This window comes from Pseudomonas sp. GWSMS-1, assembly GCF_049847425.1.
Taxonomy (GTDB): domain Bacteria; phylum Pseudomonadota; class Gammaproteobacteria; order Pseudomonadales; family Pseudomonadaceae; genus Aquipseudomonas.
This window is the reverse complement of record NZ_JBMHHV010000005.1, coordinates 1462803-1483670: the sequence shown is the minus strand read 5'-3', so window position 1 is coordinate 1483670 and position 20868 is coordinate 1462803. Positions and strand designations below refer to the sequence as shown.

The following is a 20868-nucleotide window of genomic DNA, read 5'->3' as shown; positions in this document are numbered from 1 at the left end:
GTGCTTATGAATGAGCGCAGCTGCAATGGTTGCGGCAATCCATACCTCCCAACCGTTCTAGATAAACGCCGTAAAGCGCTGTCAGTTAACGACTTTTAAGCTATAAAAAATAGCAACTAAGGTATCGCTCTCCGCAGCCTAGTTGGCATTGTCTGGGCGCCAGTTGACTACGGCGCCTTGCAGGCTTACGTTAACGTAAAGGTAAGCAAGAGCCATCACCTATGTCCGCCGTCACCTACTCCATTTCTGAACTGGCCCGCGAGCTGGATATCACCACCCGCGCCATTCGTTTCTATGAAGAGCAGCAGATGCTCAGCCCCGAACGCCGTGGCCAGGAGCGCATTTACAGCGCCAAAGACAAAGTCGCCCTCAAGCTGATTCTGCGCGGCAAGCGCATCGGTTTTTCCCTGGCCGAGTGCAAGGAGCTGATCGAGCTGTACGACCCCGTACACGGCAATCACAAACAGTTGCACACCTTTATGGCCAAGATTGCAGAGCGCCGCGCCCAGCTCGAGCAACAGCTGCTGGACATTGAACAGATGCAGCTAGAGCTGGATACCGCCGAAGAACGCTGTTTAGCTGCTTTGTCTGAAACTGATAAAAAACAATCGATTACCTCCTAAACCTAATAACAAATCTTATAGGTGGAACCATGAGCTACCCCTCCCTCAACTTCGCCCTAGGCGACACCATCGACATGTTGCGCGAACAGACCCAGGCCTTTGTCGCGGCCGAGCTGGCACCGCGCGCAGCGGCCATCGACAGCGACAATCAGTTCCCGGCGGATATGTGGAAGAAGTTCGGCGACATGGGCCTGCTCGGTATCACGGTCGATGAGGAATACGGCGGATCCGGCCTGGGCTACCTGGCCCACGTCATCGCCATGGAAGAGATTAGCCGTGGTTCGGCTTCGGTCGCCCTCTCCTACGGCGCGCACTCCAACCTGTGCGTCAACCAGATCAAACGCAACGGCACGGCCGAGCAGAAGGCCAAGTACCTGCCCAAGCTAGTGTCCGGCGAGCATATCGGCGCGCTGGCGATGAGCGAGCCGAATGCCGGCTCCGACGTAGTCAGCATGAAGTTGCGCGCCGACAAACAAGGCGATCGCTACGTGCTCAACGGCAGCAAGACCTGGATCACCAACGGCCCCGACGCCAACACCTACGTGATTTACGCCAAAACCGACCTGGACAAGGGCGCACACGGCATCAGCGCCTTTATCGTCGAGCGCGACTGGAAGGGTTTCAGCCGTGGCAGCAAATTCGACAAACTCGGCATGCGTGGCTCCAACACCTGCGAACTGTTCTTTGACAATGTCGAAGTGCCGGAAGAAAACGTCCTCGGCCAGCTCAATGGCGGCGTGCGCGTGCTGATGAGCGGCCTCGACTACGAGCGCGTGGTGTTGTCGGGTGGCCCGACCGGGATCATGCAGGCCTGCATGGATGTGATCGTGCCCTATATCCACGACCGCAAGCAGTTCGGCCAGAGCATCGGCGAGTTTCAGCTGATCCAGGGCAAGGTCGCCGACATGTACACCCAGCTCAACGCCAGCCGCGCCTACCTGTATGCCGTGGCCCAGGCCTGCGACCGTGGCGAGACCACGCGCAAGGACGCCGCCGGGGTCATCCTTTACAGCGCCGAGCGCGCCACCCAGATGGCTCTGGATTCCATCCAGATTCTTGGCGGTAACGGCTATATCAACGAATACCCCACCGGCCGCCTGCTGCGCGACGCCAAGCTCTATGAGATCGGCGCTGGCACCAGCGAAATCCGCCGCATGCTGATCGGCCGTGAGCTATTCAACGAAACCAAATAAGCCAAACCGTAGGATGGGTTGGGCGAAGCGATACCCATGCCGATGCTTGCGATGGGTATCGCAGGCTCAACCCATCCTACGGCCTGACGTTTTTACCGGAGCCAACTCAATGGCCATCCTGCACACCCAAATCAATACCCGTTCGCCGGAGTTCGTTGCCAATACGCTGGCAATGCTCACTCAGGTGAATGACCTGCGCGCCCTACTCGCCAGCATTCACGAAGGCGGCGGCGCCAAGGCTCAGGAGCGTCACACCTCACGCGGCAAACTGCTGCCCCGTGAACGGATCAATCGTCTGCTCGATGCCGGCTCACCCTTCCTTGAAATCGGCCAGTTGGCCGCCTACGAGGTCTACGGTGAAGATGTACCTGCAGCCGGTGTGGTGGCCGGTATCGGCCGGGTCGAGGGCGTTGAGTGCATGATCGTGGCCAACGACGCCACGGTCAAAGGCGGCAGCTACTACCCGCTAACCGTGAAAAAACACCTGCGCGCGCAAACCATCGCCCAACAGAACCGCCTGCCCTGCATCTACCTGGTGGACTCCGGCGGTGCCAACTTGCCACGTCAGGATGAGGTGTTCCCGGATCGTGAGCACTTCGGGCGAATCTTCTTCAACCAGGCCAATATGTCCGCCATGGGTATCCCGCAAATCGCCGTGGTCATGGGCTCCTGCACCGCCGGCGGTGCCTACGTTCCAGCCATGGCTGACGAAGCGATCATGGTGCGCAACCAGGCCACCATCTTCCTCGCCGGGCCGCCGCTGGTAAAAGCCGCCACCGGTGAAGTGGTCAGCGCTGAAGACCTCGGCGGCGCCGATGTGCACTGCAAAACCAGTGGTGTGGCTGACCATTACGCCGATAACGATGAGCACGCCTTGGCCCTAGCCCGCCGCTCAATTGCCAATCTAAATTGGCGCAAGCTCGGCGTGCTGAATAACCGTGCGCCAATCAATCCGCTGTACAGCAGCGAAGAGCTATACGGGGTGATTCCGGCGGACGCCAAACAACCCTTCGATGTGCGTGAAGTGATCGCCCGCACTGTCGATGGCAGCGTATTCGACGAGTTCAAGGCGCTGTTCGGCACCACCCTGGTCTGCGGCTTTGCGCATATCCACGGCTATCCGGTGGCGATCCTCGCCAATAACGGCATCCTGTTTGCCGAGTCGGCGCAGAAAGGCGCGCACTTTATCGAACTGGCCTGCCAGCGTGGCATTCCCCTGCTGTTTTTACAGAACATCACCGGCTTTATGGTCGGTCAAAAATACGAAGCCGGCGGCATCGCCAAGCACGGCGCCAAGCTGGTCAACGCCGTGGCCTGTGCCAAAGTGCCTAAATTTACCGTGATCATCGGCGGTAGCTTCGGCGCCGGTAACTACGGTATGTGCGGTCGCGCCTTTGAGCCGCGTTTTCTGTGGATGTGGCCGAACGCGCGGATTGGCGTAATGGGCGCCGAACAGGCCGCTGGCGTGCTGGTACAGGTCAAACATGAACAGGCCGCACGCGCCGGGCAGCGCTTCTCCGCCGAGGATGAAGCGGCCCTCAAACAGCCCATCCTCGAACAGTACGAGCGTCAAGGGCACCCTACTACTCGAGTGCTCGCTTATGGGATGACGGCGTTATCGACCCGGCGCAAACCCGCGATGTACTGGGCCTAGCGCTGTCCGCCAGCCTCAACGCGCCAATTGAGCCGACTCAGTTCGGCGTATTCCGTATGTGACCGTAGGGTGGATGACGCTTCACCCATCTACCGGCGATGGTGGAAGAAAAAGCGTCTTCCACCCTACATGAGGGTAGATTGATGACCGATTTCACCACCATCCAGCTCGAAACAGACCCACGCGGTTTCGCCACGCTTTGGCTCAATCGCGCCGACAAGAACAACGCCTTTAACGCCGAGATGATCCGCGAGCTGATTCTCGCCCTCGACGCGGTGATGGCCGATAAAAGCCTGCGCTTTCTGCTGCTGCGCGGACGCGGCAAGCACTTCAGCGCCGGTGCGGACCTGGCCTGGATGCAGCACGCCGCCACGCTCGACTACAACGCCAACCTGGCCGACTCGCGCGAGTTGGCCGAGCTGATGCACAACCTCTACCAGCTGAAAATCCCGACCCTGGCCGTCGTGCAAGGCGCGGCTTTTGGCGGTGCGCTAGGCTTGATCAGCTGCTGCGACATGGCCATCGGCGCCAGCGACGCGCAGCTGTGTCTGTCGGAAGTTCGCATCGGTCTAGCACCCGCAGTCATCAGCCCCTTCGTGGTGCAGGCGATTGGTGAGCGTGCGGCGCGGCGTTACGCCCTCACAGCCGAGCATTTTAGTGGGGAACGCGCCCAGGAGCTGGGCTTGTTTGCCGAAAGCTATCCCGCTGCCGAACTCGACGCTCAGGTAGAAAACTGGATCAGCACCCTGCTGCTCAACAGTCCACAGGCCATGCAGACCAGCAAAGACCTGCTGCGCGAAGTCGGCAGCGGCGTGCTGACCCCGGCCCTGCGCCGTTACACGGAAAACGCCATTGCCCGTATCCGCGTTAGCGCGGAAGGTCAGGAAGGCCTGCGCGCCTTTCTGGATAAACGCAAGCCCGCCTGGCAGGAGCCACAAGCATGAGCCTTAAGCCTATCGACACTTTGCTGGTGGCAAACCGTGGCGAGATCGCCTGCCGAGTAATGCGCACAGCCAAAGCCATGGGCATTCAGACCGTGGCAGTGCACAGCGCCATCGACGCCAACGCGCGCCACGTGCGCGAAGCCGATGTGGCGGTAAACCTGGGCGGTGCCAAGCCGGCGGACAGTTACCTGCGTATTGACGCACTGATCGCTGCTGCCAAGGCCAGCGGCGCCCAAGCGATTCACCCCGGTTATGGTTTTCTTTCTGAAAACGCCGGCTTTGCCCGCGCCATCGAAGCCGCTGGCTTACTGTTTCTCGGCCCACCCGCCTCGGCTATCGACGCCATGGGCAGCAAGTCCGCCGCCAAGGCGCTGATGGAAGCTGCCGGCGTACCGCTGGTGCCGGGTTATCACGGCGAGGCGCAGGATGTAGAAACGTTCCGCACTGCCTCGAACGCAATCGGCTACCCGGTGCTGCTCAAGGCTGCTGCCGGTGGCGGCGGCAAGGGCATGAAAGTAGTCGAGGTTGAGAGCGAACTGGCCGAAGCCCTGGCCAGCGCCCAGCGTGAGGCACAGTCGTCGTTCGGCGATTCGCGCATGCTGGTGGAAAAATACGTACTCAAGCCGCGCCATGTGGAGATCCAGGTCTTTGCCGACTCGCACGGCAACTGCCTGTACTTGAATGAGCGCGACTGCTCGATCCAGCGTCGTCATCAGAAAGTGGTTGAAGAAGCCCCTGCGCCCGGTTTGTCAGCTGAACTGCGCCGCGCCATGGGCGAGGCAGCGGTCAAGGCGGCACAAGCCATCGGCTATGTCGGTGCCGGCACTGTGGAGTTCTTGCTGGATGAGCGCGGCGACTTCTTCTTTATGGAGATGAACACCCGCCTGCAGGTTGAACACCCGGTGACCGAGCTGATCACCGGCCTCGACCTTGTCGCCTGGCAAATCCGCGTCGCCCGTGGCGAAGCCCTGCCGATCACTCAGGAGCAGGTGCCGCTGATTGGCCACGCCATAGAAGTACGACTGTACGCCGAAGACCCGGATAACGACTTCCTACCTGCTACTGGCACCCTGGCGCTGTACCGCGAAACCAATGCCGGCCCAGGCCGTAGGGTCGACAGCGGCGTTAGCGAAGGCGATGACGTTTCGCCCTTCTATGACCCGATGCTCGGCAAGTTGATCGCCTGGGGCGAAAACCGCGAAGAGGCGCGCCTGCGCCTGCTGGCCATGCTCAGGGAAACCTGCGTCGGTGGGGTCAAGACCAACCTGGCCTTTCTCACCCGCGTGCTCGCCCACCCGGCCTTTGCTAATGCTGAGTTGGATACCGGCTTTATCCCGCGTCATGAAGCACAACTGCTGCCACCTGTTGGCGAACTGCCTGCCGAGTTCTGGCAGTTCGCCGCCGAAGCTTTCGTGCAGAGCGAAGCGCCTCAGCAGCGCCATGACGATTACCACTCCCCTTGGGCCAGTAACCATGGCCTGCGCCTGGGCTTGCCAGCAGAAACCGACCTGCACCTAAGATGCCAAGGCGAGCGCCAGGTGGTGCGCCTGCGCCACGCTGCCGCCTCTACTGTGCAGTTACACAGCGAAATGCTGTCGGTAACCTGTGAGGGTTTGCGCCAGCAGCATCAGGCAATCCGGCGCGGCGACACCCTGTACCTGCACTACGCCGGTGAATTACGCAGCGTGCAGCGTTTCGACCCCATCGCCGAAGTCGAAGCCAGCCACAGCCAGCACGGCGGCCTGACCGCCCCCATGAACGGCAGCATCGTGCGCGTATTAGTCGAAGCCGGGCAGCAAGTTGAAGCCGGTACGGCGCTGGTGGTGCTCGAAGCGATGAAGATGGAACACAGCATCCGCGCCGCGCAAGCCGGCACGGTTAAAGCGCTGTATTGCAGCGAAGGCGAGATGGTCAGCGAAGGCGCGGTGTTGGTCGAGCTCGACGAAGCCAGTTCATAACAACGTAGGATGGACATTGCGTTTTATGTCCATCAGGGCATTCACTGCGGGTGATCATGGTGGATGTATAAAGCGACATCCACCCTACATACTTGAAGAAACCAATGCATAACTGCGTAGGGTGGACATCGTTTTTCATGTCCACCAAGGCATTCACAACAGATGGTCATGGTGGATGAATAAATCGCTCTCCACCATTCGGAGTAAGTGCATGAACCTACCCAAACAAGTCCGCCTGGTCGAAGTCGGCCCGCGCGACGGTTTGCAGAACGAGAAACAGCCGATCAGCGTCGCCGACAAAGTGCGCCTGGTCGATGACCTATCCGCCGCTGGGCTGGGCTATATCGAAGTCGGCAGCTTCGTCTCACCCAATTGGGTGCCGCAGATGGCCGGCAGTGCCGAAGTATTTGCGCAAATCCAGCAACTGCCAGGTATTACCTACGCGGCCCTCGCCCCCAACTTGCGGGGTTTTGAGGCCGCACTGGAAGCCGGAGTGAAAGAAGTGGCCGTGTTCGCCGCCGCCTCAGAAGCCTTCTCACAAAAGAACATCAACTGCTCAATAAGCAAAAGCCTTGAGCGCTTTGTGCCGCTGATGGAAGCGGCCAAGCAGCACGAAGTGCGCGTACGCGGCTATGTCTCCTGTGTACTGGGTTGCCCGTATGACGGCCATGTGCCACCTGAACAGGTTGCCATGGTCGCCCGCGAACTGTTCGCCATGGGCTGCTATGAAGTGTCGCTGGGCGACACCATCGGCGCCGGTACGGCGGGTGATACCCGACGCTTGTTCGAGGTAGTTGGCCGCGATGTACCGCGTGAAAAACTGGCCGGGCACTTCCATGACACCTACGGCCAGGCCCTGACCAATATCTATGCCAGCCTGCTCGAAGGCATCAGCGTATTCGACAGCTCAGTCGCTGGCTTGGGCGGTTGCCCTTACGCCAAAGGCGCGACCGGTAACGTGGCGACCGAAGACGTGCTGTACCTGCTCAACGGCCTGGGCATAGAAACCGGTATCGATATGGACAAGCTGATCGCAGCGGGTGCTGGTATCTGTAGCATGCTGGATAAACCCAATGGTTCAAGGGTGGCACGGGCCAAACTGGCCAGCGCGTAGGGTAAAAATACCGAAGGTTTGCCCACCATTCAGCGCATACCCCGGATAAAACGCGGCACCCTGCGCAATTCCGGAACCTGCACCGGATTGCGCCAAGGCTTATCCAGGCTACGTCAGCCGTATGGTTTTATTTACGCGCTGTAAAGCACCACCGTCAGTCCTGCCGCCTGTTGCCTGACAGCGGTGCAAAGCGGCTACGGGCGCAACAGTTGCCGAGTAGTGACAGTGCTCATCACGCCCACTCAAGGCCATACGCAGCCAGTAGGCTTGCCCGATAAGCCAGCTGATAGCTGGGCACAACAAGAATATGAGGAACCACCATGCAACACCCCTGTGGACGCCTTCTGAACAACGTATCGCCGCCACTCGCATGGAAGCCTTTCGCCGCTTCGTTAACAAGCGCCACAGCCTGCAGTTGGCCGACTACCCGGCCCTGCACGCGTGGAGCGTGAGTGCGCGTGAAGCCTTTTGGCAGGCCATTGTTGATTTCTTCGACGTACGCTTCAGTGCCCAGCCCGAGGCTGTATTGCGCGAAGGCCCAGCCATGCCCAGCGCCCAGTGGTTTCCCGGCGCGACTCTGAACTTCGCTGAGCACCTGTTACGTCGCCGTGATAACCGTCCCGCAATAGTCGCCATTGGTGAAGACGGCAGTCGCGAGCAGCTGAGCTACGCCGAACTGGCGGCACAGGTTGCCGGCCTGCAAAAAAGTCTGCGGGCCGCCGGCGTCGGCATCGGTGACCGCGTGGCAGCCTTTATGCCCAATACTTGGCAAACCCTGGTCGGCATGCTCGCGACCAGCAGTCTCGGTGCAACCTGGTCGAGTTGCTCACCGGACTTCGGCACCCAGGGCGTGATTGACCGCTTCGGCCAGATCGAACCCAAGGTGCTGATCGCGGCCGCTGGCTACCGCTATGCGGGCAAGAACCTCGACTTAACCGCCAAGCTCAATGAAATCCTTGAGCGCCTGCCTTCGCTTGAGCAGCTGATTGTGGTGCCGTACGCCAACCCGCAGGCCACAGCGGCTGACTTCCACTCGGCGGCCAATGTCACGCTGTGGCAGGATTTCTATCAGGCCGGCGGCGAACCCGAATTCACGCCGGTGCCCTTCGATCACCCGCTGTATATCCTCTACTCCAGCGGCACCACCGGCGTGCCCAAGTGCATCGTCCACGGCACCGGCGGCACCTTACTGCAGCACGTCAAGGAGTTGGGCTTACACACTGACCTGAGCGCCGACGACACCCTGTTCTACTACACCACCTGCGGCTGGATGATGTGGAACTGGCTGGTCTCGGGCCTGGCACTTGGGGCCACCCTGGTGCTATTCGACGGCTCGCCCTTCCATCCGGGTGCCGAGCGCCTGATCGACCTGATCGACGCCGAGAACATCAGCATCTTCGGTACCAGCGCCAAATTTATTGCGGCGCTTGAGAAGGCTGGAGCTAAGCCGGGCCAAACCCACAAGCTACAACGCCTGAAAGCCATTCTGTCGACCGGTTCGCCGCTGTCCCACGAGAGCTTCGAGTACGTATACCGCGAGATCAAAGCCGACGTCTGCCTGTCGTCTATCTCAGGCGGCACCGATATTGTCTCTTGCTTCGCACTCGGCAACCCGGTGCTGCCCGTCTGGCGTGGCGAGCTGCAGTGTAAGGGGCTGGGCATGGACGTGCAGGTATGGAATGAAGCCGGCCAGCCGGTAGTAGGCGAAAAAGGCGAGCTGGTCTGCGCGCAGCACTTCCCGTGCATGCCGATCGGTTTTTGGAAAGACGCCGATGGCAGCAAATTCCAGGCCGCGTACTTCGACACCTTCCACGGTATCTGGGCCCATGGCGACTATGCGGAAATCACCGCACAGGGCGGTTTGGTGATTCACGGGCGCTCTGATGCGGTACTCAACCCCGGCGGCGTACGCATTGGCACAGCCGAGATCTACCGCCAGGTGGAGAAGGTTGAAGACGTGCTGGAATCGATTGCCATCGGTCAGGAATGGGACGATGACGTGCGCGTGGTGCTGTTTGTGCGCCTGCGTGACGGCGTGTCGCTCACTGACGAACTGCAGGCGCAGATCCGTCAGGTGATCCGCAGCAACACCACGCCGCGCCATGTGCCCGCCAAGATCATTGCCGTAAGCGATATCCCGCGCACCATCAGCGGCAAAATCGTCGAGCTGGCGGTGCGCAATGTGGTGCACGGCAAACCGGTGAAGAACACCGATGCGCTGGCTAACCCGCAGGCGCTGGAGCTGTATCGCGACCTAAATGCCTTGCGGGACTAGAGCGCTAGAAACTAGATACCTGCACTGGCCGCTGTGCTTATACTCCAGATCAGTCGTTGTCGGAGTGCTGCCGTGGTTGTGCACTGGATCTGTCTCGTTGCGTTGCTGGCCCCGCTAAGCCTGAGCGTTAAAGCACAGGAGCCCTTGGAGCTGCATATGCCGGATGCACCGCCGCTGACGTTTGTCAGCTTCAAGGGTGGCTATGGCATGGTAGGGATGTGGCGTTAGCCGCAATTGCCAGGGCTGGGTATCTCAGTCACATCTATGTAACCCCCTGGCTGCGCGCCCAGCAACGCGTCAGCCGCGGCCACAATCAACTGATCATCCCCCTTTCACGCACGCCCGAACGTGAAGCCCAGTTCACCTGGATCGCCCCCATTGTGCAGCTTGAGCGTGCATTCTTCAGCCTCGACGCACCAGTGGCTAACTTTGCCGAAGCGCGCCAGCGCTACCAACGTATTGCCGTCGGTATGGGCACCGCACAGATGGCCATACTCAAGAGCCAGGGCTTTAGCGACAAGCAAATCGTCAGCCTCAAGCTCGGCGATAACCCCGCGCGGATGCTCGAGCTTGGCCGCGTCGACGCCTGGTTTGCAGGGATTCCGGAGGGCTTGTACCTGTGGCCCAAAAGCAGCAATAGCTTGCAGATGAGCCCGGTAATGGCCAGTAGCAATATTTACCTGGCCTGCTCCAAACACTGCGACGCAGAGTTGCAGGAAAACCTGCGCAAAGCAGTCGAAGCATTACGTGCCGAAGGCACCCTCCAGCAAATGCTAGAGGCGTACCAGCCTGAAGGCTAAAGACCCTGTTGCACCCAATGACTTAAATGCCTTTGCGCCCTGGGTCCTCTGGCAGTTGCTCCTCGTCAATATCCTCAAGCGTCAACTCTAGCCCCCACTCGCCCGCCGAAGCAGCTGGCGCCGGTGTGCGCGGCTGAACTGCAGTGGGCGCAGGTGTTGGCGCGGCGGCAGCCTGCACCGGTGCAGCTGGATTATCGCGATAGAGCTTCAGCTTAAGCCGCACGTTGTTTGCAGAGTCGGCGTTTTTAACCGCCTCTTCTTCGTCAATTGCACCGTTATTGACCAAATCGATCAGCGCCTGATCGAAGGTCTGCATGCCTAGGTTCTTCGACTTTTCCATGATCTCCTTGATCTCGGAAAACTCGTTGCGCTTGATCAAGTCGCGAATGGTCGGCGTACCCAGCAACACCTCAACGGCCGCGCGGCGTTTACCATCGACGGTTTTGACCAAACGCTGGGAGACGAAAGCCTTGAGGTTGTTGCCCAGGTCATTGAGCAACTGCGGGCGGCGGTCTTCCGGGAAAAAGTTGATGATGCGGTCCAGCGCCTGATTGGCGTTGTTGGCGTGCAGTGTAGAGATCGCCAGGTGGCCGGTGTCGGCAAAAGCCAGGGCATGCTCCATGGTCTCGCGGTCACGGATCTCGCCGATCAGGATCACATCCGGCGCCTGACGCAGGGTGTTTTTCAGCGCTGCATGAAAACTACGAGTGTCCACGCCCACTTCACGCTGGTTGATAATCGATTTTTTATGCCGGTGCACATATTCCACCGGGTCTTCAATGGTGATGATGTGACCGCCACTGTTGCGATTGCGGTAGTCGATCAGAGCTGCCAGGGAAGTCGATTTACCCGAGCCAGTGCCGCCGACGAAGAGCACCAGACCGCGCTTCTCCATCACGGTTTTGAGCAGCACTTCCGGTAGTTTGAGGTCTTCGAACTTGGGAATATCCAGCTTGATGTTGCGCGCGACGATCGATACCTCGTTGCGCTGCTTGAAGATGTTGATACGGAAACGCCCAACACCGGCAATCGAGATAGCCAGGTTCATCTCTAACTCGCGCTCAAATTCCTCGCGCTGCGCGACATCCATCACCGAGTCGGCAATGGCCGCCACCTCACCAGACTTTAGCGGCTCGGCACTCAGCGCCTTAAGTACACCGTTGAACTTGGCACAGGGCGGTGCCCCGGTAGAAAGGTAAAGGTCGGACCCGTCCTGGCTGGACAGGACTTTGAGCATTGCATTGAGGTCCATAGCGACTTATTCCGAAGGTAAGAGGTATTACGTTAGGCCAAGACTGTGCAGCGCTCCGGGAATTATCCGCGCCTGCCAGGCCCAAGCGCTAAGCGGTTGAAATACTGGCACAATACGCCCACTTAAAAATGAGGAGCCCGTCATGGCAAAGGCAATGGCCCGCCACATTCTGGTGAAAACCGAGGCAGAAGCCGCCGCGCTGAAAAAACGCATAGCCGCTGGCGAAGCGTTCGATGTGCTGGCGCGCAAACACTCAACCTGCCCTTCCGGTAAGAAAGGCGGCGACTTGGGTGAAGTGCGCCCGGGGCAAATGGTGCGCGCCATCGATCAGGTGATCTTCAAAAAACCAGTACGTGAAGTACACGGCCCGGTGAAAAGCCAGTTTGGCTATCATCTGGTGCAGGTTTTCTACCGCGAGTGACCCACATGACTGCCGAACAGATCGCCGCATTTTGCTTGAGCCTGCCCGGTGCCCGTGAGGACATCAAATGGGGCGGCGTGCGGGTATTTTCGGTGGCGGAAAGCAAAATGTTCGCCCTGTTCCACCTGGGCGGGCACGATGGCCTGGCCTGCAAAGTGGATGACGACCTATTCCTCGGCTATTGCGATCGACCGGGCTTTCGCCCTGCGCCATATCTGGCCCGCGCACGCTGGATCAGCATGGCTGCGCCCTACCCACTAAGTGAAGATGAACTGCACGCGTTGCTGACACGTTCCCATCAACTGGTGGTGGCAAAATTGCCCAAGCGTTTGCAGCTGGGTCTTCTGCTTTAGCCTGCATTTCGCAACCCCTCTCAGGTAACGCCTAAGCTATGGGCGTGGGCGCATCCTGCAATATCTGGCTCAACACCGCCCGCAGCTTGCCGGGTTTGACCGGTTTATTGAGCAGTGGCACGCCCATGGCCTGCAACTCGCGGCGGCACTGATCGCTGCGATCGGCGGTAATGATCACCGCCGGAATATTCAAGCCAAAGTGCTCGCGCATGTGTTGAACCACCTGACTACCCACTACACCGTGATCGAGGTGGAAGTCGGCCAAGATCAGCTCCGGCGCGTGCGCACCCAGCACCTGCAGCGCGCCAGCCTGGTCGGTGGCAGTCAGCACCTCACAACCCCACTGCTCAAGCAGCGCCGACATGCTGTGCAGAATGCTCAGTTCGTTATCCAGTACCAGTAAACGCCGCCCCGGCAGTGGATCGCCCAGCCGCGGCCGTGACAATGTCGGCAGCACGGCCGTGCGTTGTTGCGTGCTGCTGGCCAGCGGCACACGGATGCTGAACACCGAACCACGCCCTGGCTGCGAACGTACCTTGATCGGATAACCGAGGATGCGCGCAATCCGCTCAACAATCGCCAGGCCCAAACCCACGCCCTTGCGCTCTTGCGCCCGCCCGACATTTAACTGATTGAACTCAAGAAAGATGCTGTCGAGCTGGTCATCGGCAATCCCGCTGCCGCTGTCCCACACCTGCAACTCGACAAACGCGCCACGCTTGCGCGCCCCCAGGAAAATCCCGCCCTGCTCGGTATAACGGCAGGCGTTGCTGAGAAAGTTGCGCAAAATACGCGTGAGCAGACGTAAATCGGTGTTCACCTGATAGCCACTGATGCGCACCCGCAGCGCTAATCCAGCAGCGGCGGCAACCGGCTGAAACTCCGAGGCCAGCGGTGCGAGCAGTTCATCCAAGCTGTAAACATCCAGGTCGGGCTTGATCGCGGCCTGATCCAGCCGTGCGATATCCAGCAAATCGGTCAGCAGATCTTCCGCCCCTTCCAGCGCCTGGTGGGTGCGCTCAACCAAATTCTGCTCGCTGGCCGGCAAGTGGCGCTCGCGCAAGGTCGAGATCAATAAGCGTGCAGCGTTCAGGGGTTGCAACAGGTCATGGCTGGCGGCGGCGAGGTATTTATCCTTACTGCGATTGGCGTCCTCGGCGGCATCGCGTGCATCACGCAGGGCCGTCTCGATGCGTTTGCGCTCGCCGATCTGTTGCAACAGGTTGCGGTTGGCTTCTTGCAGCTCGCCGGTGCGCGCACTCACACGCTGCTCCAGTTGGTCATTGAGCTGCTGCAGACGTTGCTGGGCTTGCTTGCGCTCGGTTATATCCGCCACAAAGCCTTCGAACAGGCCATTTTCATCGGGCTTGAGCAGTAAGTTCATTAGCACATCAATGACGCTGCCATCGCGCCGGCGCAGCTGTGTTTCATAACCGAACAGCCCCGGCTCACGAGCCAATACGCTGCGGATATGTTCCAGTTCAGTGACCCCACCCACGAACAGGTAGTTGGCCAAGCCAGTCAGCGACCAAAGCACCTGCTCCGGGTCGTCATAACCGAGCATGCGCGCCAGCGCCGGGTTAGCGGCTAGCAGGCCGTCTTGTAGGCTGGCTTGGAAAATCCCGTGAACCGCATGCTCGAACAACCATTTGTAGCGATTGCGCTCGGTTTCCAACTCCTCAAGCCGCGCCAGCAGCTCGGGGTAGTGGCTCTTGCGGGCCGAGTGACTGCCCAGGCCCAGCAGCCCGGCGAGGGCTTCACTCTGGCTCTGCGACGGATCAGAGCGCCTCGGCATAGACAACCTCGACATCACGCTGACTGGACTCACGAGGGTTGGTCAGAATGCACGGGTCCTCCATGGCATGCTGCGAGAGGAAGGGAATGTCGGAGACGCTCACCCCATGCAACTTGAGAGTGTCATGGAAGCCGACCGACTTTTTGAAAGTGACCAAATGCTCCACCAGGCGTTGGCGCACCTGATTATGGTTGAGCCCGCGCGCATCAATGCCCAGGGTCTCGGCCACCATGCGAAAGCGCTCGGGGGCCGAGTTGTAGTTGAACGCCACCACGTGCTCGACCAGCGCCGCATTACACATGCCATGGGGCAAGTCGAGAAACCCGCCCAGGCTGTGGCTCATGGCATGCACCGCCCCCAGAATCGCATTGGAGAACGCCAAACCAGCCTGCATGCTGCCCAGCATGATTTTCTCGCGCAGGACGATGTCATGCGGTGTGGCAATCATCTGCACCAGGTTGCCGTTGATCAGACGCATCGCCTCAAGGGCATGGGTATCCGTCAGTGGGCCGCTGCCAGTGGAGACAAAAGCCTCGATGGCGTGCACCAGCGCATCAATGCCAGTACAGGCCGACAGAAAGGGATCCATGCTCAGGGTGGTTTCCGGGTCGATCAGCGACACATCCGGCACCACGGCCTTGCTGACGATGGAGAACTTCATCCGCTCGGTCTGGTTGGAGATGATCACAAACTGCGATACATCCGCTGAAGTACCGGCGGTGGTCGGAATCAGGATCAGCGGTGGGCTCGGCACGCGAATGGTGTCCACGCCCTCGAACTCGATAATGCTGCGCCCGTGGGCGACCACGATGCCGATGCCCTTGGCGCAATCCATCGGGCTGCCGCCACCGATGGCGACGATTACGTTGCAGTTGTTGGCGCGGTAGATTTCCGCGCCGTGCATCACCTCTTCCACCCGTGGGTTGGGCGAAACCTGGGTGTAAAGGCAGTAGTCGATGTTCTGCGCCTGCAGGCTGGCTTCAACATCGGCCACCCAACCAGCGGCAACCACGCCGGGGTCGGACACTACCAGCACTTTGCGGGCGCCAAAGGTACTGGCGTAGTTGCCAACATTGTGGCGGCAGCCCGCACCAAAAATGATTTCCGGTGAAACGAATTTACGTAACTGACTGAGGGTGTGGCTCATACAACGGCCTGTTCTTGTTGTTATCAAAAATCGTCCGCCAGCCTACTGCATTCCCGGCTTTATGCAATTGCACCATGGCAGCAGGCGCCACTCACAGCAGGCGACGATAGAAAGCCAGCTCAGCGTCTAGCGCATCGGCCAGATTTTCCGCCTGGCGAAAACCATGACGCTCGTTTGCATAAACGCGACACTCCACCTCAACGCCACGGCGCTGCAAGGCGGCGACCATCTGCGCGGTCTGCTCGGGCACCACGACGTTATCCAGCGCGCCCTGAAAGAAAATCAGCGGCGCCTGGATGCGCTCGGCATGCAGCAGCGGCGTGCGCGCTTGATAACGTGCGGCATCGCGTTGCGGATCACCAATCAGCCAATCCAGGTAGTCGGCCTCAAACTTATGGGTGACACGCCGCAGCGCCAGCGGATCGCTGACGCCATACAGGCTCGCTCCCGCGCGAAACACCTGGGTAAATGCCAATGCACACAGAGCGGTATAACCGCCGGCGCTGGCCCCGCGAATAAACACCCGATCAGCATCAACCAGCCCACGCTCAGCCAAGTGCTGCACGGCCGCCACGGCATCCTCGACCTCCACCTCGCCCCAGCCGCCCTGCAAGCGCACGCGATAGGCGCGGCCATAGCCACTGCTGCCGCGGTAGTTGAGGTCGACCACGGCAAAGCCACGCTGGGTCCAGAACTGGATGCGCGGATCAAACACCGGATAGCAGGCCGACGTGGGCCCACCGTGCAAAAACACCAGCAGCGGCGGCTTCTGCCCCTCCGGTGCCTGAAACGCCGGGTTGTGCGGCGGGTAGAAGAAACCGTGGCAGCTTTCCCCCGCACCGCTGAGAAACAACAAGCGCTGCGGCAAGGAAACCGCCTCGGCCGGCAAAGCGTACGGGCTTCCCGCCAGCACCTGACAGGCATGACTGATCCGATCAATGGCCAGCACCACACTGCCGTGCTGCGGTGCTGCGGCGATCACGTAGAAATACTGCTGATCCGCCGCCACCTGACGAAAGCGGCTGTAGTCGGGCGCCAGGCGCTGCTCATGGCCGCTGACTGGGTCACGCTCAGCCAGCCAGGCAAACCCACCATCAAAGCCGCTGAGCAGTAAGCGCTCACCCGCCAGCGTCAGATAATTGCGTGCCCCCAGCTGCCAGGGCGCAGCGGCATGATCCGCCGCGCGGCAGTTGAGTGGTTGCATGCCGCCCTCGCCTTCACGCCAAGGCTGCCAGTAGCCCTGACGATCACTCAAGGCCAGCAAACGGTTATGTTGATCAAAGCTCGGTTGCTGGATCGACTCATCCACCCCTTGCCCAGCCACCACCTGCCTTGGCGACCAGCCGCCCTGCGCTGTGCGCTGGCTCACGCACAAGCGCGTGGCCAGCCAAGGCTGCTGCGGGCGGTCCCATTCGATCCAGGCCAAACGCTGGCCATCGTTACTGAGGGTGGGCGCCGCGTAGAAATCACAACCTTCACTGATCACCTGACGCGCGCCATCATCACGGGCGATTGCCACCAGGCGGTGCACCACGCCCGAGGCACTGTGCTGCTCTTCCACGGCGAGCACGGCGCGGCGCACAGGGTCATAACACAGGTCGCCGTAGCGGCAGTCGCTGCGTGCGGTGAGTGCCTGCGGCTGCCCATGCAGGTCTTGCCAGTAGAGTTGCTGACCCGCCTCGCAAACCAGCGCCAGGCCATCGTCACCGAGGCAGAAGGCGCCGCCGCCATACTCGTACACTCGGCTACGCACAGACCAGCCCGTGGCCGTCAAGCAGCGCAGGCAGGTGGGCGTCCAGTGCCACAAGCGGGTGCAGGCATCTGCTGGATCGAACTCGGACCACACCACGCCGCCCAGCCCTGTGCGTAGCTCGGCAAAATCGCGGCTGGCACTGGCGGCCTGGGCGCTGCTCCAGGCGCTGGACCATTGACCATAGTCGGCGGTGCGTGGCGTCATCAGTACGTCACACCTTACAGATCAGCTTGGAGGCCTTTTCGTTGCGAAACTGCAGATGTTCCAACGCACCGGGCGCCTGTTCGGCCTCTGCCCGCGCCGCGAGGATGATGCCGTGATGGGCCGACTTACTGCACACCGGGTCGGCGTTGCTGGCATCGCCAGTGAGCATAAAGGCTTGGCAACGACAGCCGCCGAAGTCCTTGTGCTTCTCATCGCAGGAGCGGCAGGGTTCAGGCATCCAGTCGTCGCCACGAAAACGGTTGAAGCCGAAGGAGTGACGCCAGATCTGTTCAATGCTCTGCTCGCGCACATTGGGAAACTGCACCGGCAGTTGCCGCGCGCTGTGGCACGGCAAGGCCGTGCCATCCGGGGTGATGTCGAGGAACAGGTTGCCCCAACCATTCATGCAGCCCTTGGGCCGCTCTTCGTAATAGTCCGGGGTGACGAAAATCAGCTTGCAGGGGTGATTCTTGGCCGCCAGTTTGTCGCGCCACTGCTGGGTGATGCGTTCGGCGCGTTCAAGCTGCGCACGGGTCGGCAGCAACCCAGCACGGTTCAGTTCCGCCCAGCCGTAGAACTGGCAGGTGGCCAACTCGACGAAGTCCGCCTCCAGCTCCAGGCACAGCTCGATGATGCGTTCGATGTTGTCGATATTGTGCCGATGGGTGACGAAGTTCAGCACCATCGGGTAGCCATGCGCCTTGACCGCGCGTGCCATGGCCAGTTTATGGGCGAAGGCCTTTTTCGAACCCGCCAGCAGGTTGTTCACCTCTTCATCGGCGGCCTGAAAGCTGATCTGAATATGGTCCAGCCCCGCCTCGCTGAAGCTGGCGATACGCTCTTCGGTCAGGCCGATGCCGGAGGTGATCAGGTTGGTGTAATAGCCCAGGTCACGCGCCGCCTTGATCAGCTCGGCCAGGTCTTGGCGCACCAGTGGCTCACCGCCGGAAAACCCCAGTTGCGCCGCGCCCAGTTCGCGGGCCTGGCGAAATACCTCAATCCACTCGGCGGTGCTCAACTCGGCCCCCTGCTGGGCGAAGTCCAGCGGGTTGGAGCAGTAAGGGCATTGCAGTGGGCAACGGTAGGTCAGCTCGGCCAATAACCACAACGGTGGTCCGGCCTCGTGCCCCGGCTTAGCGAAGCTCGATCCAGAACTGAGCATTGGCGACCTCCATAAAGGCGAGGATGTCTTCGTCGAGGCCCGGCACATCGGGAAACTGCGCACTCAGGCTGGCAATAATCTGCCCCACACTGTGGTCGCCATTGACCTGCTTGAGGATGGCCCCGGCGCTGTCATTGAGCTTGATCATGCCTTCCGGGTAGAGCAGCACATGACAATCCTGGGCGGGTTCCCACTGCAGGCGGAAACCCCGGCGCAGCTTGGGCACCTGGTCGATAGTCAACGGGTTCATAGGGCAAGTCCTCGGTGCCAGACGCGCTCACGGGTCACGCTGTGATACGGCGGACGCTCCAGCTGATAGGCCATGCTCATGGCATCGAGCATGCTCCACAGCACATCCAGCTTGAATTGCAGGATTTCCAGCATGCGCTGCTGGGCCTCCCACGTGACGTAATGCTGCAAGGTGATGCGCAGGCCGTGTTCAACATCGCGGCGCGCCTGCTGCAGGCGCGAGCGGAAGTAGCTGTAGCCCTCGGCATCGATCCAGGGGTAATGCTGCGGCCAGCTGTCCAGGCGCGACTGGTGAATCTGCGGGGCGAACAGCTCTGTCAGCGAACTGCTGGCGGCTTCTTGCCAGGAGGCGCGCCGCGCGAAGTTGACGTAGGCATCCACGGCAAAGCGCACACCGGGCAGCACCAGCTCTTGCGACAGCACCTGCTCACGCTCAAGCCCCACGGCCTCGGCCAGGCGCAGCCAGGCTTCGATACCGCCCTCCTCGCCGTGCACCCCATCGTGATCGAGGATGCGCTGCAGCCACTCGCGGCGGGTGTCGCGGTCCGCGCAATTGGCCAGAATCGCCGCGTCCTTGAGTGGAATATTCAGTTGGTAATAGAAGCGGTTCGCCACCCAACCCTGAATCTGCTCACGGCTGGCTTGGCCGGCATACATCGCCTGATGAAACGGATGGTGAATGTGGTAATACGCGCCCTTGGCGCGCAATGCCTGCTCGAACACGGCAGGGCTCATGGCAGTTTGGCTCATGGCCACTCCTTACAACTCGATACGCATGCCATCCCAGGCGACATCAATGCCATGCGCGGTCAGTTCAGCGCGTTCGGCAGAGTCGACATCCAGGATCGGGTTGGTGTTGTTGATATGAATCAGGATCTTCTGCGCCGCCGGCAGACCATCGAGCACCTCGATCATGCCGCCTGGGCCGCTCTGGCACAGATGGCCCATCTCACTGCCGAGCTTGTCGCCGACTTCGCAGACACGCATTTCGTCGTCGCGCCACAAGGTGCCGTCGACCAACAGGCAATCGGCACGGCGCATCCAGGTCAATAGCGACTCATCGACCTGGCCCAAGCCTGGCGCATAGAACAGCGTGCTGCCGCTGCGACGGTCCTCGACAAACAGGCCGATGTTGTCGCCGGGGTGCGGGTTACCGCGATGCGGCGAATACGGCGGCGCGCTGCTGCGCAAAGGGATCGCGGTGATCACCAGGTCCGGGCAGGCCGGGACGCTGAAAGACGCGCCATCCAGGCTAATCAGGTTGTGCTGCAGGCCACCGTTCCAATGGCTGAGCATGTTGAACAAAGGAAAGCCGCTGGTCAGGTCTTGATGCACCATCTCGCTGCACCAGACCTGATGCGGGCAACCTTCACGCAGGGTCAGCAGCCCGGTGGTGTGATCAATCTGGCTGTCGAGCAGGATGATTCCGGCAATCGCGCTGTCACGCAGGTGGCGGGCCGGATTGAGTGCGGGAAAGGCTTCTATCTGCACGCGGATATCTGGCGAGGCGTTGCACAGGATCCAGTCTTTACCGTTGTCACTCAGGGCAATCGAGGACTGTGTGCGCGGCTGCGCACGCACGCTGCCATCACGCACGCCTCGGCAGTTGCGGCAGTTACAGTTCCACTGGGGAAAGCCACCGCCGGCGGCGGAGCCAAGAATCTGGATATACATGGGCGCTTCCGCTTGGGTGTCGATTGCAGTACCAATTGGGATGCCCGGCAAAGCCGGGGCAAAACGGCTCAACGATTGGCGAAGTACATGGTCACTTCGAAACCAATACGCAGGTCGGTAAACGCGGGTTTAGTCCACATGGCGCGGTCCTCTTCTTATCGACGCCGGCAAATTCCGGCCCCTTCATTAAGCCCCTCGACCGGCGACGGCCAAATGGTACTTTGGGATGAATTTGTACTGGTATTGGTAGCGATTAGGGCGCCTGCAGCGGCCCTATATGGGCGCTAGGTCTAGGCT

18 protein-coding genes and 1 pseudogene are annotated in these 20868 nt (G+C 60.5%); 10 read left to right on the top strand and 9 right to left on the bottom strand.

The features are described from left to right. Positions 1–221: 221 nt before the first annotated feature. The 8 genes and pseudogenes from ACEPAJ_RS10455 to ACEPAJ_RS10420 all read left to right on the top strand — a co-directional run bounded on the left by ACEPAJ_RS10455 (position 222) and on the right by ACEPAJ_RS10420 (position 10561). Positions 222–623 carry a MerR family transcriptional regulator gene (locus tag ACEPAJ_RS10455; RefSeq protein WP_425914778.1) on the top strand — a complete coding sequence of 134 codons (402 nt, stop codon included), beginning with the start codon at positions 222–224 and terminating at the stop codon, positions 621–623. Positions 624–652: 29 nt separating this feature from the next. Next, a complete protein-coding gene (locus tag ACEPAJ_RS10450) occupies positions 653–1816 on the top strand; it encodes an isovaleryl-CoA dehydrogenase (RefSeq protein ID WP_425914777.1) in 1164 nt (387 codons plus the stop codon). A 109-nt stretch (positions 1817–1925) separates the two neighbouring features. Next, positions 1926–3532: pseudogene (locus ACEPAJ_RS10445) on the top strand (carboxyl transferase domain-containing protein). A gap of 81 nt (positions 3533–3613) precedes the next feature. Beyond that, a complete protein-coding gene (locus ACEPAJ_RS10440) occupies positions 3614–4414 on the top strand; it encodes a gamma-carboxygeranoyl-CoA hydratase (protein WP_425914776.1) in 801 nt (266 codons plus the stop codon). After that, complete coding sequence (locus ACEPAJ_RS10435) at positions 4411–6372, top strand: acetyl/propionyl/methylcrotonyl-CoA carboxylase subunit alpha (RefSeq protein WP_425914775.1); 1962 nt, start codon at positions 4411–4413, stop codon at positions 6370–6372. Before ACEPAJ_RS10440 ends, ACEPAJ_RS10435 begins: the two co-directional genes overlap by 4 nt. Before the next feature lie 211 nt (positions 6373–6583). Then, positions 6584–7486, top strand: coding sequence for a hydroxymethylglutaryl-CoA lyase (locus ACEPAJ_RS10430; RefSeq protein ID WP_425914774.1), 903 nt, complete (start codon positions 6584–6586; stop codon positions 7484–7486). Positions 7487–7793: 307 nt separating this feature from the next. Beyond that, positions 7794–9761 carry an acetoacetate--CoA ligase gene (locus ACEPAJ_RS10425; protein WP_425914773.1) on the top strand — a complete coding sequence of 656 codons (1968 nt, stop codon included), beginning with the start codon at positions 7794–7796 and terminating at the stop codon, positions 9759–9761. 218 nt (positions 9762–9979) lie between these two features. Next, positions 9980–10561: a substrate-binding periplasmic protein gene (locus ACEPAJ_RS10420; protein ID WP_425914772.1), complete on the top strand. Its 582-nt coding sequence runs from the start codon at positions 9980–9982 to the stop codon at positions 10559–10561. Between the two features lie 22 nt (positions 10562–10583). Here ACEPAJ_RS10420 and ACEPAJ_RS10415 read toward each other — a convergent pair whose 3' ends face one another. Then, positions 10584–11813: a PilT/PilU family type 4a pilus ATPase gene (locus ACEPAJ_RS10415; RefSeq protein ID WP_425914771.1), complete on the bottom strand. Its 1230-nt coding sequence runs from the start codon at positions 11811–11813 to the stop codon at positions 10584–10586. Between the two features lie 142 nt (positions 11814–11955). Between ACEPAJ_RS10415 and ACEPAJ_RS10410 the strand changes: the two genes are divergently transcribed. Both ACEPAJ_RS10410 and ACEPAJ_RS10405 read left to right on the top strand, forming a co-directional pair. Beyond that, positions 11956–12234, top strand: coding sequence for a peptidylprolyl isomerase (locus tag ACEPAJ_RS10410; protein WP_296131136.1), 279 nt, complete (start codon positions 11956–11958; stop codon positions 12232–12234). Between the two features lie 5 nt (positions 12235–12239). Beyond that, a complete protein-coding gene (locus ACEPAJ_RS10405) occupies positions 12240–12587 on the top strand; it encodes an MmcQ/YjbR family DNA-binding protein (RefSeq protein WP_425914770.1) in 348 nt (115 codons plus the stop codon). Positions 12588–12618: 31 nt separating this feature from the next. Here the strand turns inward: ACEPAJ_RS10405 and ACEPAJ_RS10400 are convergent, their stop codons facing one another. From ACEPAJ_RS10400 to pqqA, 8 genes are all read right to left on the bottom strand, one after another. Continuing rightward, the gene (locus tag ACEPAJ_RS10400) at positions 12619–14382 is read right to left on the bottom strand and encodes a PAS domain-containing hybrid sensor histidine kinase/response regulator (RefSeq protein WP_425914769.1); all 1764 of its coding nucleotides are present in this window, start codon (positions 14380–14382) and stop codon (positions 12619–12621) included. After that, complete coding sequence (gene ercA, locus ACEPAJ_RS10395; protein WP_425914768.1) at positions 14366–15529, bottom strand: alcohol dehydrogenase-like regulatory protein ErcA; 1164 nt, start codon at positions 15527–15529, stop codon at positions 14366–14368. The genes ACEPAJ_RS10400 and ercA overlap by 17 nt, the downstream gene beginning before the upstream one ends. Before the next feature lie 91 nt (positions 15530–15620). Further along, the gene (locus ACEPAJ_RS10390) at positions 15621–17486 is read right to left on the bottom strand and encodes an alpha/beta hydrolase family protein (RefSeq protein ID WP_425914767.1); all 1866 of its coding nucleotides are present in this window, start codon (positions 17484–17486) and stop codon (positions 15621–15623) included. A 7-nt stretch (positions 17487–17493) separates the two neighbouring features. After that, positions 17494–18648, bottom strand: coding sequence for a pyrroloquinoline quinone biosynthesis protein PqqE (gene pqqE, locus ACEPAJ_RS10385; protein ID WP_425914766.1), 1155 nt, complete (start codon positions 18646–18648; stop codon positions 17494–17496). Continuing rightward, positions 18620–18898 carry a pyrroloquinoline quinone biosynthesis peptide chaperone PqqD gene (gene pqqD, locus ACEPAJ_RS10380; RefSeq protein WP_274086616.1) on the bottom strand — a complete coding sequence of 93 codons (279 nt, stop codon included), beginning with the start codon at positions 18896–18898 and terminating at the stop codon, positions 18620–18622. The genes pqqE and pqqD overlap by 29 nt, the downstream gene beginning before the upstream one ends. Then, positions 18895–19647, bottom strand: coding sequence for a pyrroloquinoline-quinone synthase PqqC (pqqC, locus tag ACEPAJ_RS10375; protein ID WP_425914765.1), 753 nt, complete (start codon positions 19645–19647; stop codon positions 18895–18897). The genes pqqD and pqqC overlap by 4 nt, the downstream gene beginning before the upstream one ends. Before the next feature lie 9 nt (positions 19648–19656). Then, a complete protein-coding gene (gene pqqB / locus ACEPAJ_RS10370) occupies positions 19657–20571 on the bottom strand; it encodes a pyrroloquinoline quinone biosynthesis protein PqqB (RefSeq protein ID WP_425918001.1) in 915 nt (304 codons plus the stop codon). A 68-nt stretch (positions 20572–20639) separates the two neighbouring features. Then, the gene (gene pqqA / locus ACEPAJ_RS10365; RefSeq protein ID WP_003253598.1) at positions 20640–20711 is read right to left on the bottom strand and encodes a pyrroloquinoline quinone precursor peptide PqqA; all 72 of its coding nucleotides are present in this window, start codon (positions 20709–20711) and stop codon (positions 20640–20642) included. Positions 20712–20868: the final 157 nt, after the last annotated feature.

Bases quoted from the DNA above. Each gene is read 5' to 3' on its own strand.
- ACEPAJ_RS10430 (WP_425914774.1), top strand. From the start codon at position 6,584: ATGAACCTACCCAAACAAGTCCGCCTGGTCGAAGTCGGCCCGCGCGAC.
- ercA (WP_425914768.1), bottom strand. From the start codon at position 15,529: ATGAGCCACACCCTCAGTCAGTTACGTAAATTCGTTTCACCGGAAATC.
- pqqE (WP_425914766.1), bottom strand. From the start codon at position 18,648: ATGCTCAGTTCTGGATCGAGCTTCGCTAAGCCGGGGCACGAGGCCGGA.
- ACEPAJ_RS10410 (WP_296131136.1), top strand. From the start codon at position 11,956: ATGGCAAAGGCAATGGCCCGCCACATTCTGGTGAAAACCGAGGCAGAA.
- ACEPAJ_RS10405 (WP_425914770.1), top strand. From the start codon at position 12,240: ATGACTGCCGAACAGATCGCCGCATTTTGCTTGAGCCTGCCCGGTGCC.
- ACEPAJ_RS10435 (WP_425914775.1), top strand. From the start codon at position 4,411: ATGAGCCTTAAGCCTATCGACACTTTGCTGGTGGCAAACCGTGGCGAG.
- ACEPAJ_RS10440 (WP_425914776.1), top strand. From the start codon at position 3,614: ATGACCGATTTCACCACCATCCAGCTCGAAACAGACCCACGCGGTTTC.
- pqqB (WP_425918001.1), bottom strand. From the start codon at position 20,571: ATGTATATCCAGATTCTTGGCTCCGCCGCCGGCGGTGGCTTTCCCCAG.
- pqqC (WP_425914765.1), bottom strand. From the start codon at position 19,647: ATGAGCCAAACTGCCATGAGCCCTGCCGTGTTCGAGCAGGCATTGCGC.
- ACEPAJ_RS10450 (WP_425914777.1), top strand. From the start codon at position 653: ATGAGCTACCCCTCCCTCAACTTCGCCCTAGGCGACACCATCGACATG.
- ACEPAJ_RS10400 (WP_425914769.1), bottom strand. From the start codon at position 14,382: ATGCCGAGGCGCTCTGATCCGTCGCAGAGCCAGAGTGAAGCCCTCGCC.
- ACEPAJ_RS10415 (WP_425914771.1), bottom strand. From the start codon at position 11,813: ATGGACCTCAATGCAATGCTCAAAGTCCTGTCCAGCCAGGACGGGTCC.
- ACEPAJ_RS10425 (WP_425914773.1), top strand. From the start codon at position 7,794: ATGAGGAACCACCATGCAACACCCCTGTGGACGCCTTCTGAACAACGT.
- ACEPAJ_RS10455 (WP_425914778.1), top strand. From the start codon at position 222: ATGTCCGCCGTCACCTACTCCATTTCTGAACTGGCCCGCGAGCTGGAT.
- pqqD (WP_274086616.1), bottom strand. From the start codon at position 18,898: ATGAACCCGTTGACTATCGACCAGGTGCCCAAGCTGCGCCGGGGTTTC.
- ACEPAJ_RS10390 (WP_425914767.1), bottom strand. From the start codon at position 17,486: ATGACGCCACGCACCGCCGACTATGGTCAATGGTCCAGCGCCTGGAGC.